At 66.7% G+C, this 14,530-nt stretch carries 15 protein-coding genes and 1 pseudogene; 8 read left to right on the forward strand and 8 right to left on the reverse strand.

Going from position 1 to position 14,530, the window contains the following annotated elements:
- Positions 1-126 precede the first annotated feature (126 nt).
- The 7 genes and pseudogenes from CG471_RS12805 to CG471_RS31790 form a co-directional block, all read right to left on the reverse strand.
- A complete protein-coding gene (locus CG471_RS12805) occupies positions 127-426 on the reverse strand; it encodes a DUF736 domain-containing protein (RefSeq protein WP_048939321.1) in 300 nt (99 codons plus the stop codon).
- Between the two features lie 354 nt (positions 427-780).
- Positions 781-1,206, reverse strand: a complete 426-nt coding sequence (locus CG471_RS12810; RefSeq protein ID WP_099232091.1) for a DUF5990 family protein — start codon at positions 1,204-1,206, stop codon at positions 781-783.
- Between the two features lie 162 nt (positions 1,207-1,368).
- Positions 1,369-3,165 (reverse strand): ParB N-terminal domain-containing protein, encoded by a 1,797-nt coding sequence (locus tag CG471_RS12815; protein WP_099232092.1) that lies wholly within the window; start codon positions 3,163-3,165, stop codon positions 1,369-1,371.
- A 108-nt stretch (positions 3,166-3,273) separates the two neighbouring features.
- Positions 3,274-3,702, reverse strand: a complete 429-nt coding sequence (locus CG471_RS12820; protein WP_099232093.1) for a DUF2958 domain-containing protein — start codon at positions 3,700-3,702, stop codon at positions 3,274-3,276.
- Complete coding sequence (locus CG471_RS12825; protein WP_099232094.1) at positions 3,699-4,676, reverse strand: ArdC family protein; 978 nt, start codon at positions 4,674-4,676, stop codon at positions 3,699-3,701. The genes CG471_RS12820 and CG471_RS12825 overlap by 4 nt, the downstream gene beginning before the upstream one ends.
- A 504-nt stretch (positions 4,677-5,180) precedes the next feature.
- Positions 5,181-5,714 carry a DNA -binding domain-containing protein gene (locus CG471_RS12830; protein ID WP_099232095.1) on the reverse strand — a complete coding sequence of 178 codons (534 nt, stop codon included), beginning with the start codon at positions 5,712-5,714 and terminating at the stop codon, positions 5,181-5,183.
- A gap of 37 nt (positions 5,715-5,751) precedes the next feature.
- Positions 5,752-5,946: pseudogene (locus tag CG471_RS31790) on the reverse strand (transcriptional regulator domain-containing protein); the annotation flags it as partial.
- Between the two features lie 876 nt (positions 5,947-6,822).
- Between CG471_RS31790 and CG471_RS12835 the strand changes: the two are divergent.
- From CG471_RS12835 to CG471_RS12865, 8 genes are all read left to right on the forward strand, one after another.
- Positions 6,823-7,293: a sigma factor-like helix-turn-helix DNA-binding protein gene (locus CG471_RS12835; protein ID WP_099232096.1), complete on the forward strand. Its 471-nt coding sequence runs from the start codon at positions 6,823-6,825 to the stop codon at positions 7,291-7,293.
- A 148-nt stretch (positions 7,294-7,441) separates the two neighbouring features.
- Positions 7,442-7,639, forward strand: a complete 198-nt coding sequence (locus CG471_RS12840; RefSeq protein WP_038293004.1) for a hypothetical protein — start codon at positions 7,442-7,444, stop codon at positions 7,637-7,639.
- Between the two features lie 34 nt (positions 7,640-7,673).
- Positions 7,674-8,123, forward strand: coding sequence for a hypothetical protein (locus tag CG471_RS12845; protein ID WP_099232097.1), 450 nt, complete (start codon positions 7,674-7,676; stop codon positions 8,121-8,123).
- A 193-nt stretch (positions 8,124-8,316) separates the two neighbouring features.
- A complete protein-coding gene (locus CG471_RS12850) occupies positions 8,317-8,748 on the forward strand; it encodes a MarR family transcriptional regulator (RefSeq protein WP_099232098.1) in 432 nt (143 codons plus the stop codon).
- A 216-nt stretch (positions 8,749-8,964) separates the two neighbouring features.
- Positions 8,965-9,582, forward strand: a complete 618-nt coding sequence (locus tag CG471_RS12855; protein WP_099232099.1) for a GntR family transcriptional regulator — start codon at positions 8,965-8,967, stop codon at positions 9,580-9,582.
- Between the two features lie 177 nt (positions 9,583-9,759).
- Positions 9,760-9,894 (forward strand): benenodin family lasso peptide, encoded by a 135-nt coding sequence (locus CG471_RS30185; protein WP_017502572.1) that lies wholly within the window; start codon positions 9,760-9,762, stop codon positions 9,892-9,894.
- A gap of 106 nt (positions 9,895-10,000) precedes the next feature.
- Complete coding sequence (locus tag CG471_RS12860; RefSeq protein ID WP_099232100.1) at positions 10,001-10,654, forward strand: lasso peptide biosynthesis B2 protein; 654 nt, start codon at positions 10,001-10,003, stop codon at positions 10,652-10,654.
- Positions 10,627-12,396: an asparagine synthetase B family protein gene (locus CG471_RS12865; RefSeq protein ID WP_257211520.1), complete on the forward strand. Its 1,770-nt coding sequence runs from the start codon at positions 10,627-10,629 to the stop codon at positions 12,394-12,396. The genes CG471_RS12860 and CG471_RS12865 overlap by 28 nt, the downstream gene beginning before the upstream one ends.
- A gap of 12 nt (positions 12,397-12,408) precedes the next feature.
- Here CG471_RS12865 and CG471_RS12870 read toward each other — a convergent pair whose 3' ends face one another.
- Complete coding sequence (locus CG471_RS12870) at positions 12,409-14,421, reverse strand: Atxe2 family lasso peptide isopeptidase (RefSeq protein ID WP_099232102.1); 2,013 nt, start codon at positions 14,419-14,421, stop codon at positions 12,409-12,411.
- Positions 14,422-14,530: the final 109 nt, after the last annotated feature.

Raw genomic sequence — 14,530 nt, forward strand, 5'->3', positions numbered from 1 at the left:
GCGCTGGGTACGCCATATCGAGAATGGCGGACGGGATCGCCGGTCTGCAGGCCCCCAACCCGGCCCCGAGCTCTCGACCTGGCGTGGAAGGGGCCCGCGCCGGGGTCGGCGGGGGGGGCGTGGACTTCAGCGGGACCAGATGAGCTTGTGCTCGCCATTGTCGCCCTGGGTCAGCGTCGCGTAGATCGGCGCGGGAAGCGATGGGTCGTCCAGCTTGAGGCTGAGATATTCGGCGCCGGTCTCGCGGGCGGCCTTGGTCCAGCCGGCTCCGAACTCGACGCCGCCGGCACTCACGCGGTGGTCCGGGGCCTTGTCGTGGTCGCGCTCGACCGGCCGGATGGTGGCCTTGACGCGAAGCGTGAGGGTGCGGATTTCCCCGTTGTAGATGCCGTCCTCGTTGCGGGTGAAGCTACCGATCTGTGCCATGATCTGTCTCCTTCTCTTGCCCGAGTGCCGCCCGATGCGGCCTCGATGGCGGTCGATCGGGCGGCGTCGCGCCGCCGTGCATCGGGACGGCCGCAGCGGGAGCGAAGGACGGCGAAGCGCCTGTTTCTTGGTTGCGCGAGGAGCCCGCCGGGGCGGGGAAGAAACAGGCGCGAAGCCGTTGCACGGACAAGGCGCGCACGCCGCCAGACCAGCCTTCAAGAGAGGCCAAGGGCGGCACGAGTCATCGGAAAAAGGAGACCCTTACTGGCACGATCCGGGATCGAACCCCATGCAGGATGAGCCCATCGGGGGAGGTCGCCCTATCGCTTCGCCCGCTGCCAGCCTTTCCGCGTCCTAGCGCTCTTGCACCCGGCGCAGCGCGGGGACCGTGGCGCAGGCGGGGCTGCCATCCTTGGCGGTGCCGCAAATGGTGGTGACGATGATCCCGCCTCCCGCCGCGCGCGCCAGCAGCGCCGGGTCGATATCATGGATGTCGACCTTCATCCGGCGGGACCAGGGTGAGGCATGATCGCCCGCCGCCTGACCCACGCGCACATAGACGAAACGGCGCGAGGGACCTTCGCGGCGAATCTGGTCACCGAAGAATTTGGGACCCGTCCCGACCCGCACGGCGAAGTCGAAGGCGAGCGGTTCGCCATCGCCGGACCTTTTCGGATCAAGCGGGGTGCCGTCCTTGGATTGGAGGCTGTGCCACACGCCGGGCACGGGCCGGTCGATGATGATCCGCATCGCGATTTCCGACGTGTCCGCGCGCTTCATCACCGTTCTCCCTGTTCGCGCGCGTTCCGCCCCCGAAATCCGCGCAGCCGTCATAATGCGCCATGCGAGCCTGTACCAGCATGGATGGAGACGAAACAAAGCCGCGCGGCGCGATTTTCCAGCATGTGGCGGGCGGGCGCGATCGCTCCCGCCCGCCTTCGTTCATGCCGCCCGGGGTAACGGCGTCTCCCTCTCTTCCTCTGCTTCCGCCGGGCAATCCCCAGCGCTCATTTGGCGCGCGGCGACGACCTTGGCATGGGCGTCAACCGTGCCAACGCCACCACTTTGCGTGTAGGCAGACGGTGGGAACTGCATCCAGCGCGGCACCCAGCGCTCGACCTTGTCCCGGCCTTCCGCGCCGTCGAGATGATCGGCGATGATCCGCTTCAAGGTCTTCGCCTTCTCTCCCGCATTGGCGCTGGCGACCGCTTCCCCCGCCACCTCTGCCGTTATCCGGCCCAGCACCTCGCGGTTGCGCAGCAAGGAAAAGAGCGCTTCGTCGGCCTGCCACCAGTCGGCCATGGCGACCCCGACCTCCTCGCCGACAGCCTCGACCGCTGCCGAGCCTGCCATCAGGGTCTCGCCCATGACGACGGCAAGGACGCGCATCACTGCCTCGTCCGGCAGCGCGACGAGACGCAGGAACAGCCCGGCCACGCCATAGTCATCGCCGCTCCCGCCTGTGACGGTGGGTTCCTCGCTGCCGAAGCCGAGGCAATCCAGGACAACGCGTCGCTCCGCGTCGAAGACCGCCTCGCCCCGGCATGTCTCGATGCTCTCGCGTACCTCGTCGCTGCGCGTCGCCTGCGGTTCGGGACGTACGGTCCATAGAGACGAGCCGACGATGGCGTGCGCCACCATCAGCCGCAGGGCAAGCGCGGGATGGCCGACCAGTGCGGCGCGCACGGCTGCATGGCGGTGCAGGTCGACATAGGTCTGGAGCGTGGACGTTAGCTCGGGCCGCTGGGCCCTGGGCGGCGCGGCGGCTTCGCCGCGCTCGATCCGGCGCGCCTCGGCGCGCGTGACATATCCCTCGTGGAAGGTCACTTCGCCGGTACCGCGCACATCGACATAGACGCGCCCGCCCTTGCGCTTGGGGGCCTTTTCATATTCCCACGCATGGAAATGCTCGGCAGGCGGGACCATGACGACATCGGCCCAGCCCTCTGCGAGATAGGCCGCGCGCGATGCCTCGATCGCTGCGTTCTGCGCCGTCCAGAAGGCGTCAGGATCGGCGAAATAGCGATCCTCGCCGAACAGGTCGGCGACGGTCGCGCCGCTGAAACCATCGATGTCGAAGAGCGCGAAGCGGGCCGGGATCGACTGGCCGCCAAAAAGCCATGCCTTTAGCTGGTGGCCTGTGGGGACATAGGCGTCGGCGTCCTCGAACAGGGCCAGCCATGCCTTTTGCTGGCTTTTGCTCGCCAGTGTCAGGTGCCGGACGGTGATCCGGTCGATCCGCTCCGCGCGATAGAGGTCGCGGATGCGCGGCAAAAGGTTGCCAAGCGCAAGGACGCGCCGGATGGAGAGTTCGGGCAGGCCGAAGGTCATGGCGATCTCCTCGACCCCGCGTCCCTCGCGCACCAGCCGGGTGAAGCTCTCCCACTGGCGCACTTCGTCGGCGTCAAGCCGGGCCATGTTCTCGATCATCGAGGCTTCGATGGCTGCGGCATCGTCGCCATCCTCCATGATCGCGCAAGGCAGGAGCAGCGCGTCGGGATCGATATCGCCCGCGTCCCGCCGTTCGTCGGCGACGATGCGGCTTGCGTGGAAGCGGCGGCTTCCAGCGATGATGCCGAAGCGGCCTTCGGTATCGAGGGGACGGACGAGAAGCGACTGTATGACGCCGCGCGCGCGGATGGTCGGGAGGATGTCGGAGACGTCCGGCGCCTTGCGGCCAAAGCGCATGTTGGTCTTGTCGACATAGAGCCTGTCGAGCGGGATATGGTCGAGTTTCATGGGTCATTTGCCTTTCGTCAAAAGGTGCCGGTCGCGCTGTTTGCGATGCTCAGGACGTGACCGGCACTGAGGGTGGCGGCATGACGCGCCGCCTTGCGTCATCCGCCGTCAGGACGGTGGAAGATCAGGGTCCGCAGCCGTCTCGCCCGAAGCCGGGCCATGGCGGCGGAGCATCGCCTGCGCCCAGAGGATCGAGCCGGACCGGCGCGACCATGTGGCCCAGACGGAAAGCGGATGAGCTGTCTCGAAAGCGAGATGGCGCTCGATGGCCATGCCATAAGGCAGCGGGATGGCAGCGATTTCCGAGAGGCTGAACGTGCCGAGTTCGGGGCAACCGAAGCCAAGATCGGCAACGCCGAAAAGCGTATCGCCATCCTCGGCGAGTTCGCTCGCCAGCCATGTCGACGCGCCCAGCGGGTTGAACAGCTTGAGAAGGGGCACGAAGTCCGGTTCGGCAAGGCCGCCGCGCAGGGCGATGCCGTGGCGAATGGCGTTCGCGCGCAGTGCCTTGCGCAGGTCATCGGGAAGCAGGATCATGCTGCGATCCTTTCCTCGGCGCGGGCGCTCTCGACCTCGCGATGGCGGGACAGCAACCAGTCGGCGGCCTTGGAGGCAGCGCTGGCGGCGCGAAAGATGGCGCGGTTGTCCTCGCGCAGGACATCGAGCCACGCGCCGAGATAATCGGCGTGACGAACGGTCGGGACGATGCCGAGCGCGGCGCACAGGAAGGCCGAGCCCATTTCCGCGATAAGTTCCTCGCGGGCATAGTCCTTGCTGCCGAAGGGATTGGTCATATCCCGGTTCAGCCGCTTGGGGTGGCCGGTCGCGTGACATAATTCGTGAAAAGCCGTCCTGTGCCAGTTCACCGGATCGAAGAAGGCGGCCTGCGGCGGGACGGCGACGAAGTCGGCACCGGGCGCATAGAAGGCCTTGTCCCCGCCTATGCGGAACTCGACGCCCGAAGCGGCGATCACTTGCCGGGCGACCGGCACGATCTCGCTCTCGGCCAATGGCACCGGATCGCCGGCAAGGTCTGCGGGCAGCCCATCACATTGGGCGACGTTGAAGAGGGTGAAGCGCTTGAGGAAGGGAATGGCGCGGGCCTCGTCGCCATCGCGCGTCGCCCGCTCGGCCTCCCCCCTGGGGGTGAAGCGATCGGCATAGACCACGCTCACGCCGCGCTCACCCTTGCGGACGCATCCACCCGCCTCGCGGGCTTGCCGGAAGGTCAGCCAGCCTTGCGAAGGCCAGCTGTTTTCGATGACGGCGCACCACAGGATCAGGATGTTGACGCCCGAGTAAGGCCGGGCCGTCGCCGCGTTGCGCGGAAGGCCGGGCGCGGCGTTGACGCCCGGCCCTTCGATCTTTCCCCATGGCTGGACCCAAGGGAAGCGCCCCGCCTCCAGTTCCGAGACGATGCGCGTGGTCACCTCGTCATAGAGGGTAGCGCGTTCGCCGTTCCCGCCCTTTCCGACTTCACGGGCAGCACTGCGGCTTGAAGAATTCGGCATCGTCTGTCCTTTCCACCACCCTAAAAAAAGGCACAAAGCCTCCCCGCAAAGGCGGGGGTGGGCGGCGACATGCGACCAAGAGGCCCGGCTCCAGCGGGCAAGGACACCGCAAGGGCGGAACGGATGTGGAGCACCCCGCAGGAGCGCAGCGGGCGGGGTTGTCCTTGGCCGCGACGGGCCTAGCCGGGAGCGCCGGCCACACCCGCCACGCCGGGAGAGGCAAACAGGAAACGCCGCCGCGCGAACCGGGCGGCGACCATCATCCTGCGCAAGCGATCGTCACCGAAGGCCGAGACCCGCAAGGGGATCGGGGGCGAGGGCAGCGAGCCCTAGAGCGCGGTCGTGGCCCCTACGCGATGCGCCCCTCGAACCTTCCACGGAAGCCTCCGCTGCGCCGTCATCCCTCCGACCCGGAGATCTAGGACAAAAAGGCGATGCGCCAGCGCAGAACCGGAGGCAGACATGCACGCCCGGCCCATCGAAGCAAAAGATGGACAACGCCGGTCAGCCATTCCCGTCAGGCCAGGATTGCAGGATTGCGGCAGGTCCCTTCTGGCATAGCAGGATGCCTGCCGCCACGAGGCGGCGGACCAGCGACTTGCGGTGCTCGCCATCCCCGGGCCAGCTGCCTGGCCCCAGGACTAGCTCGGCGACGTCCCGCAGGTTCGCGCCTGCGGTGCGTGCATCTGCCGCGAGAAGCGACAGATGCTGGCGCCGCAGGCGATTCGCCTGCTCGCCTGCCCCGGTATGGAAGTAGATCCGCTGGAGCGCGGCCAACTGCGAGCCAAGCCGCTCGTCGGCGATGATTTCGAAGCTCAGCAGCACTGGTTCGTCGGGCAACCTCTCCCCGACAAAATCGATCCGCGCCACCTCCCCCAGGCAGTCGAAGGCGATATGCTCGCCGTTTGTCCCCGAGATGCGGCGCGCCCGGCGGGCCGGCGCATCGAAGCGACAGGACGCATTGGCCTGCCCAGTTGCGATCCGGGCGCGCAGGACGCACGGATCGAGGACGGCAGACCAGACCGGTACCACCTGCATAGAATCCTCCCCTGGATCTTCGGCAAAAGTGCAACCCCCATTGGCGCGCCAGGGCAGCCTTGCGCGAGACCAACGGGCGGTCGTCTTGCCCGGATGGTAGATTGTCAGCGACGGCCGCGCGCTCCCAGTCAGCACGATAGGCGGGGTCGCGCCGCGTCACCTCCCAGGCCAGACCGGCGCGCCCGCGACGCACCAGTGCCTCGATACGGCGAGCCATCGGACCGGCCATCATCGCCAGGCGGCGAACGGCGGAGGCGCCGGCATGACAGGATGGGCCCGGCGCGGGCGCCGAGGCGATGCGGAAGGGATACGCACATTCGGGGAGCCGAAGCGGTGATCACCAGACCTATGCATATGCCCCCTTTCCGCAAGGGCAGTCGATCTCGATGCCCCAGGCGATGGCGGTGCCCGGGCCGGGCAACGACAGCGCATCCTTTGGTCATCGCGGCCTTCGCGCGAGGCGGTCACCCCCCGAAGATCGTGGCGGGGATTTCCAGCGGGCCGACCGGTCGAGCAATGAGAGGGCATCGCGTGCGTGGCGGCGCGGGGGCCAGGGGGAAGGAGATGAAAGAAATCCAGGGCTCGGGCCGCGGAGCAATCCCAAGCCATCCCTCGCCTCGGGGCCGCGCGGGTCTATAAGCCACTGCGAGCGCCAGGTTCAGGATCTCGTAGCCCGGGAACGCGCAGGAACGCTGCGGGCTGGCAGGCGAGCGGGTCCGACGTATTAACAAGCCGCACCGCAAAGATGCATGATTGCAAAGCGCCATTCATAGGGGGGGGGACGCCGCGAATCACGCAATCTGTGCGCACGACCGAACCGATCAAACGGATCGGCCATCCGCCGCGGGCATATGTCTTCCCCGCGCGTCGGGGTGGCAAACCGGAGATTCGCGATCTACTATCCCTGCGGCCAGAATTGACCATAAACGGTATGGGATTGGATACGTTGGGAAAGGTGCTGCGGGCCGCTCGATCATGATGGAGCGGAGGGAGGTGCAACGCTGGTGCGAACGGCAATCAAGATGATCCTCGCGGCCCCCGCCGCGTCCATCGAGCGGGCGGCAGCCCGCCCTCTCCCCCTACTGGTCCTTGAAGGAGCGATGCAGTGATGGAGGAGGCTGAAGCCCTTGCCGACAGGCTTGCCCCCCGCCATCGCGAATGCCTGTGGCATGTCTTCCAGCTGCGGACGTCCAAGGAGATTGCGGGTGAGCTCGGCATCGGCGTCGGCACGGTGGACTCCTATATTTCAGAGGCGGTAGCAATCCTGGGCGCGCCCAACCGACGCCGGGCGGCCGAAATGCTGTTCGGCGGCAAGAATATGACGCCCCCCGGGAAATCGGGGGGCGAATTGGCGGGGGTAGCCATCGGCGCGAGCGATCCCCCAGTGCCGGGTCAAGGGTTGCAGGTCGGCGAATGGCAGGTGCTGCTTCCCTTTCGTCACAAGGGAGTAGATCGCAATGCACTCGGACTTATCCACCGCCTCTTCTGGTTCATCCTCCTCGTCCTTGCCGCCGCGGCAAGCTTCGGAATGCTGGCCGTCGGCCTCGAGGTCCTCTCCAGATTCTTCGCTGGCGAATAAATCTGGCCCGCATGCCTCGGGCCCGGGCATCGCCGCCCTCGCCAGCGATCTGCACGCCTATGAGAAGCTGCTCCAAGCCCTGTTTGCCAAAGGCGGCGAGCTTTCGACTTCCGCGATCCTGGCGCAAGTCGGCCGCAACCTGTCCCCCGTGGCCGGCCATCAGGTCCTGGCCGCCATCAGCAACGCGCAGTTGCTGACATCGAGCGCGCTCGGACAGGTCGCCGAGGCCCACCGCATGCTAGAAATGCTTGGTCGCAAGCTCGGGATCGACGTGCAAGCGTTCGGCGACGTCCTCAAGCCGCCGGCAAGCGCGATCGGCGTAGAGCCATCCGGAGCCGATGGATGAGCGGCGGCGATGATCCCTCGCGTCCGCGACATCGATGACCCCGATCGCGGCCTTCCTCCTGCTGGTCACCGTCTTGGCGATCCACGCCGGCTGGCGCGGCGGCGCCCCCGAGCGTCTCGCGGCAGCGGCGATGCTGGTCGCCACGATTGCAACGAGCCTTACGAACATGCAGGGGGCCTTGGCTTTTCGCGATGTGCAGTGGTCGATCGTCTGGATCGATGCGGCGCTCCTCGCCGCTCTGCTCGCGATCGCGTTGAGGGCGAATCGCTTCTGGCCGCTCTGGGTTGCGGCGATCCAGTGCCTGGCGCTCGCTGCCCATGCCGCGCGTGCCTTCGACGCCGACATCCTGCCGCTGGCCTATTGGTGGGTCGTCGGCAAGCTGTCCTATCCGATGCTTCTCCTCCTCATCGTCGGCACGGAGCGGCATCATCGACGCCGCCGTCAGGGCCACCGCGATCCGGCGTGGAGCCTTGCCAGCCAATGAAGAGCGCCCTCACCTCGGCACGAGACAGTGCCGAGACCATGACGCGGCCCAGCCACCTTCAAGCGGGTGACATCGCAGGCCGCCGTGACGCTCTGGCTCCGAACATGACCGCTCGGCATCACGCCTGGGTGCCATATCGGAGTGATGGGCGATTGCGCATGATCCGGGAGGGACAGGATAGGGAGGAGGCCAGATGACGGGCTCGACGAATGGGGAACTGCGCGCCCAGGCATGCCGGATTCTCGCCAGCATGCGCGAGGCGATAAGTGATTGCCTCGGCAGTGACTTCGTATCCACCCCGCGCCTCGACATGCTCGCCCTGCTCTACCTCGCCGAGTGCGAGCATCGCACGCTGCACGCCTGGAGCTTGTGCCTGGCCTCGCAGGTGCCGGCGTCGACCGCGCATCGCAAGGTGGGTGAACTGGAGCGGGATGGCCTCGTCCTCTGCCGCCGCGGCGCGAGCCCGGAAAACGGAGCCGAGCGAAGCCGGCGACAGCGCGACCACCGCTATGTACGCGTCAGGCTCACGCAGGAAGGCAGGGCGAAGATTGTCCGGCTACTTGACCGACTCGTCAGCATCTGGGGCGGTGCTTGCCCGGGCGACGGGATCGACAGGTCGGCATAGAGCGCAGCCCCTGCCGGGCGCCTGCATGCCTCCGGCAAGGCGTCAGCGTCGACATGCCCCGATACAAGGCCAGCGCCAGCAGGAACGGCATGCGCGATCCTGCAGGCGGCTAGCCGGCGCGCCAAGCCGATACCTGCGAGCGGAAGCGAAACCGGCAGGGGCCCAGCGTACCGGAGCGCGGGGCGCAGAGGTCCCAATGCGCAAAATGGAGGTAGGATGGCGCCCGAGCCTATCACGGCAGACTATATATATCGTCGCATCCGGCATGAAATTGTCGAGGGCGCCTTCGCGCACGGCGCGATGCTCAAGCTCACCCGTCTCACCGATCAGTTCGGTGCGAGCGCTACACCCGTCCGTGATGCCCTGAACCGGCTGGTGGGCGAGCGTCTTGTCATTCTGCTTCCGGGCGGAGGCTTTCGCGTCCGGCCACTCGATGCCGACCGGCTCGCCGGGCTCTATCGTTGGCATGGCCATTTGATCCAGATCGCTCTTGAGCGTCCTTTGCCAGAGAGCGCAAGGAAAGGACTCGGCGCGCTCAAGCATGAGGCGCTGGATCCGGGACAAGTGGCCGCAGCGTCCGAAAGGCTATTCGGCATCCTGGCAACCGTACCGCAAAATGAGGAGTTGGCGCAGGCAGTGGCAGCAGCCTCACGCGCATTGGCACGCGCGCGGGCCTTGGAGCATCGCCTCCTCCCTGATGTCGTCGGCGAATTCTCGCTGCTCCTCGCCACGATCGACAGGGCGCCGATCGGCGCGGCACGCCGAGCCATGGCCCGCTATCACCAAGAGCGCGCACGGTCGAGTTTCGCGATCCACACGATAATGCAGCCATGAATAGCCGCCAGTGAATACAGTCATCCAGTATGATGAAGCATTCTCAATATTAATGATAATAGTCCGGCCCGCCCAATCCCAAGGACTCTCATTCCGGCATAATATAAGTTCGCACGCGGAAACTCCGGATCCTATTCTTCTCGTGCCGCAATCCAGCGGCTACAAGGAGTAGACGAAATGGAACGCAACAGCGAAGACCGCCGTGACGACGTCGTCGAACTCGGCGCGGTGAGCGTCGAAACCAAGGGCATCTCCGGTGGAACGGTCGATGCGCCTGCCGGCCAGGGCCTTGCCGGTATCCTCGACGACTGATCTACCCTGGCGCATTCCCGGCCGGGGATGCGCCAGGCTCCGTAAACCGCAAACCGCGAGGCAGGCTTTGCCTGCGACGCTCGCATGCAGGGAGCCAGAATGCACCATGGCCCGCGCGGACATAAATTGGTGCGATGTCGGAGGGCGGATCGTCGTCATCGACGTTGCGCGCGACATCTACCTCCAATTGCCTCAGCATCTGGTCGAGGCTTTCAACGCCCTGCGACATGGCGGCGCCCGTGCCGATGGTCCCGCCAATCGGTTCGAGACGCTCGCCCGGATCGGCCTTTGCGACGCGGATTTAGGTCGCCCTGCGGAGCCGAGCCATATCACGGTACCTGCGCAGGATGGCCCGTCGCCCGCCACAGGCGACGTAGAGCGCCGACCCCTTGCGACAGGGGCGGCGATCGTGCGGATCATCGCGATGCGCCTTGCGGTGCGTCTCATTCCCCTGCGCCTTCTCATAAGGTGGGTCCGCCGCCTCCAGTCCCGCCCGTCGATGCCCATGAAGCCTGGCCGGGTAGCAGCCAGAGCCGCGCTGTTCGTGCAGGCGCGGCAGCTCGTCCCGGCGCGCGACACCTGCCTCCCCGATTCGATGGCACTGCTGCATTTCCTGCGGTCGCGAAACATGTCCTGCCGCCTCGTGCTCGGCGTGCGCCTCGACCCGTTCGAGGCGCATTGCTGGGTCCAGGATCATGACATGATCCTGGGAGACACGCATGAGCGGGTCGCGTGCTTCACGCCGATCCTGCAGCTATGATGCTTGGCGCCTATCTCGGCGTGGTGACGCTGGAGCGCGACCGGCCGGCCCCGGCCCGAACCGCGGCCGATGCGGTTGCAGAGCGGCTGGGCCTGGCGCCCTGTGCCGTCTCGAGCGCTCACGCCTTGTTCGCGACAGGTCCGACCCAGAGCATCGGCGGCGTTCCTGCAGACATTCACATAGTGGGGCCGGCCTTTTCGCGCGTACCGGGCGAATCCCCGTTCATAGGGGTCGTCGATTCCAACGCCGCGCCCGCTGCCTTTCTCGAAGCGATCGAAGCGCGGTGGGGCGCTTTCGTGGCCTGGACCGGCATCGAGGGAGGAGATGCGGTGTGCATCTATCGTGATCCGTCCGCGCGCTGCCCCTGCTACTATAGGCGCTGGGGAAGCGAACTGGTGGTCGCGTCCCACTTGCCGTTCATCGAGGCGTTCACCGGTCGCGCCAATGCTATCGACTGGACTGTCGTCGAAGACGAACTGCTCTATCCAGACTTGGTCGGACGGGAGAGCGCCCTTGTCGGCATCAAGGAAATCCTGCCAGGCGAGATCCTGCATATCGGGCCCGAGGGCGTCTATCATCATGCGCTATGGAGCCCGGCCAAGTTCATCGACGCCGCAGCCCTCCCATCTTTCGCACAGGCCCAGGACGAGGTCGCGCAGGCGGTGGACAGCGCCTGCCACCACTGGTCGCGGCAGGTCGGTCCGGTGGCCCTGACCTTGAGCGGTGGGCTTGATTCCTCGGTGCTCGCCGCGGCGCTCCCCGGCCTGCGCCATGCAATTACCTTGGTAAGCGGCACAGGGAGCGGCGATGAACGCGCATTTGCCAGCGAGGTATGCCGGCATCTCGACCTGCAGTCGCATCAACTGGACCTTTCCCCAACCGATGTCGCCCTGTCCGTGTCGAGCGCGGCGCAGCGCCCCCGGCCCTCCACGCGCGCCTTCACGCAAAGCCTCGTCAAGCATGGCAGCTCTGTCGCCCAAGAGGTCGGCGCAAGGGCGATCGCGTATGGCAGCGGCGGCGACAATGTCTTCTGCTTCCTGCGCTCGGCGACGCCGGCAAGCGACAGGATGGCAGCTCAGGGGATGGGGGCGGGATATTGGCGCACGGTGATGGAGGTCGCCGCGGTAACCGAATGCTCGCCCTTCCTGATCGCGCGGCGATCGCTGCAGAAGCATCTGGGCCGCCGTCGGGGCTGGACGTGGCCTCGGGACGAGCGCCTGCTCGCTCCCGCGCTGCTCGACGCACGAACAGCGCATCCGCCGCATCCCTGGATCAACGAGTTCGCAGACCTTCCCGTCGGAAAGCGCGAGCATGTCGCGGCGATCATGCGCGGCCTTGCCCTCATCGATTATCTCGATGGCGCGGACGGCATGCCGGTTATCTATCCGCTCCTGTCGCAACCGGTGATGGAGGCCTGCCTGCGGCAGCCGACATGGCTCTGGTACGAGGATGGCATGAACCGGGCGATCGCGCGCCGCGCCTATGCCCCCAAGCTCCCGGCCAGGATCGTCCAGCGTGCCTCGAAGGGCGGTTTCACCAGCCTCGTGCGAAGCCTTTATCTACGCAACCTCGCCGCTATCCGCGCGATGCTGCTGGAAGGCGAACTATGCGCGCGCGGGATCCTCGACCGGCGGGCACTGGAGGCCAGTCTTGCGACGGTGCCGGACGCGGGAGATCATCTCTATGTGCGGATCATGCGGTTCGTGGATGTCGAAGCCTGGCTCGCTGCCCGTCGCGGCTGACCCTACTCAGCCTCATGGCGCTGCACCCTCGTTCGGCTTGAACCAGCGCTGGAACCAGGCGAGGTTTCGCTCATAGACGGCGAGCCGATGGGCTGGCTGCAGCTTGACATGGCCCTCGCCCGAAAAGACATACATCTCGGTCGGCCAGCCGGCATTCTTGACTGCCGCGTAGGTCGGCAACGCGAAGCGGAACTCCTCCTCGCCCGCCTGGATGAGCAAGGGAACCGGCGGCAGCGCCCCGAGATTGGGCGCCAGCGACCCCTGTTTCCAGAAATCGGGACGATCCTCGTTGAACCTTGGATATCCCGACTTCGCATACCAGTCCTCGAATCCAGGGCCAAGACTGGCCATCATCGCCGGATCCTCGCAGCAGGTGCTGAGTGCGACGGCCTTGAACAGGCGCGAATGGATGAGCGCGAAGGACGCTGTGGAGGCACCGTCGCTTTGCCCGGTGATGCCGATGCGGGCGGGATCGGCGATGCCCCGCGCGATCAAGCGCTCGACGACGATTTCGAGGGAGGACTGGACGCTGCGCCGATCCAGCCAGTCCTTCTGGTTGGCCTGGAGGAAGGCGAAAAGATCGAGCGGCTTTCCCTGGAGGGCGTACCAGGGCGGCCGATTGAAGCTCAGGACGGCAAAGCCATGGGCCGCGAACAGCTGGATCGGGAATTCGTCAGCGGTACCGCCGCGCAGGAAGCCGCGCGATTCATATTGGACGACAATGAGCGGAACGGGATGTCCGGGCCGATAACCGGAAGGAAGGACGAGGTCGGCAAAGGTCTCGATGCCGAATGCATTGCGCCAGACCAGGCGCTCGGGGTGGCGAAGCCGGATTGCGGCAAATTCCGGATTGGGATCGTAGATCGTGCGGACCTTGGCCGTGTCCACATCGACGCCGATCACATGGCGAGGCGCAGTGCCGCCCTCCGCCGTACAGACCAGCTCCTGAGGCCCGAGCTGGCAGCCCAGCCAGGGGTCGTTGGTGCCAAGCAGCCGCCGAGGTGCGCCTGCGCCGAGGTCCCAGCGCATCAGGGCCAGTTCGCTACGCGCCACGCCTTGTCGCTTGAGGAACAGGATCGTGCGATCATCACGCTTCCACAGGCCGATCACGTCGCTGCAGGCCTGCTGCGGGCAAGGCAGTTCGCGGCCGTTCACCGAAACATGGAGAATATTGGGCTTGAACAAGGCATCGGGATTGGCCGGTGCCAGCCAGGCACGATCTGCGCCGCTGCCCAGCGGCAGGGCCTGGATCGCCCCAGTCGGCCAGCCCGGCGTGCCCGCCGGCTCCAGGACGAGGCGCTGCGCATCGCTTGCCGGGCGCACGGTTCGATCCGCCAGCGTGATGACGTCGGCCCGGCTCGGGATCGGGGATGGCGGGTGTGGCCGGCCACCGGCCAGGGGCCAGAAACGCAGGTCGTAGCGCCATCCGCCTGGCGCCTCGCTGTCGATCCGCCGCTCCGCGTCGATCAGGCCGGCGCGACTGGAATAGACGATCGCCTCGCCGCCTGGCAGCCACTGGAAATCGTCGATCGACACGTTCGAATGCGTCAGTTGCGTCTCATCCGTCCCATCGGGGCGAACGAGATACAGCTGCATGATGCCGCCCACCGCCTTGGTGAACGCCAGAAGCTTGCCATCGGGCGCCCAGCGCAGGACCGAGGGCACGGGCGCGCCTGCCACAAGGCCGGAGAAGCCATATTTGTCGAAGGAGAGCCGGATGACCTCGCCGCCATCGGCGACGATCCGGGGCGGCGCGGCGCTCCCGGTCTCCTTCACCAGGATGCCGGTGCAGTAGCGGTTGGACGAAGGGTCACCGCGACGAAGCTGCAATGCCACATGCCGGCCGTCAGGCGACAGCGCCGCCGGGGGCCCCGGATAGCTATCGAACTGCATGCCCCCGAAATCGCGTAGGCGGACAAGGTCGAGCGCGCTGATCTCGCGCCGGGCCTCGGCCGGCGGCGCGGCGAGCGGCAGCAGGTCGCAGGGCGGCTGGCTTGCCCGGGATGCAACCGGTACCAGCGCCATGCCAAGGGCAAGTCCGCCAAGGGCGATATGTCGCTTCCCTGCGCGTGCGCGACAACCGGAGCGATGGACCCGCCATCGCGCTGCCATTCGCCTGGATCCAGCTGCGGGA

It is taken from the genome of Sphingobium sp. IP1, assembly GCF_002708645.1.
Classification (GTDB): Bacteria; Pseudomonadota; Alphaproteobacteria; order Sphingomonadales; family Sphingomonadaceae; genus Sphingobium; species Sphingobium yanoikuyae.

Coding starts and splice junctions, on each gene's coding strand:
- CG471_RS12850 (WP_099232098.1), top strand. CDS start 8,317: ATGACGGGCTCGACGAATGGGGAACTGCGCGCCCAGGCATGCCGGATT.
- CG471_RS12815 (WP_099232092.1), bottom strand. CDS start 3,165: ATGAAACTCGACCATATCCCGCTCGACAGGCTCTATGTCGACAAGACC.
- CG471_RS12825 (WP_099232094.1), bottom strand. CDS start 4,676: ATGCCGAATTCTTCAAGCCGCAGTGCTGCCCGTGAAGTCGGAAAGGGC.
- CG471_RS12835 (WP_099232096.1), top strand. CDS start 6,823: ATGGAGGAGGCTGAAGCCCTTGCCGACAGGCTTGCCCCCCGCCATCGC.
- CG471_RS12830 (WP_099232095.1), bottom strand. CDS start 5,714: ATGCAGGTGGTACCGGTCTGGTCTGCCGTCCTCGATCCGTGCGTCCTG.
- CG471_RS30185 (WP_017502572.1), top strand. CDS start 9,760: ATGGAACGCAACAGCGAAGACCGCCGTGACGACGTCGTCGAACTCGGC.
- CG471_RS12810 (WP_099232091.1), bottom strand. CDS start 1,206: ATGAAGCGCGCGGACACGTCGGAAATCGCGATGCGGATCATCATCGAC.
- CG471_RS12805 (WP_048939321.1), bottom strand. CDS start 426: ATGGCACAGATCGGTAGCTTCACCCGCAACGAGGACGGCATCTACAAC.
- CG471_RS12845 (WP_099232097.1), top strand. CDS start 7,674: ATGACCCCGATCGCGGCCTTCCTCCTGCTGGTCACCGTCTTGGCGATC.
- CG471_RS12870 (WP_099232102.1), bottom strand. CDS start 14,421: ATGGCGCTGGTACCGGTTGCATCCCGGGCAAGCCAGCCGCCCTGCGAC.
- CG471_RS12820 (WP_099232093.1), bottom strand. CDS start 3,702: ATGATCCTGCTTCCCGATGACCTGCGCAAGGCACTGCGCGCGAACGCC.
- CG471_RS12855 (WP_099232099.1), top strand. CDS start 8,965: ATGGCGCCCGAGCCTATCACGGCAGACTATATATATCGTCGCATCCGG.
- CG471_RS12860 (WP_099232100.1), top strand. CDS start 10,001: ATGGCCCGCGCGGACATAAATTGGTGCGATGTCGGAGGGCGGATCGTC.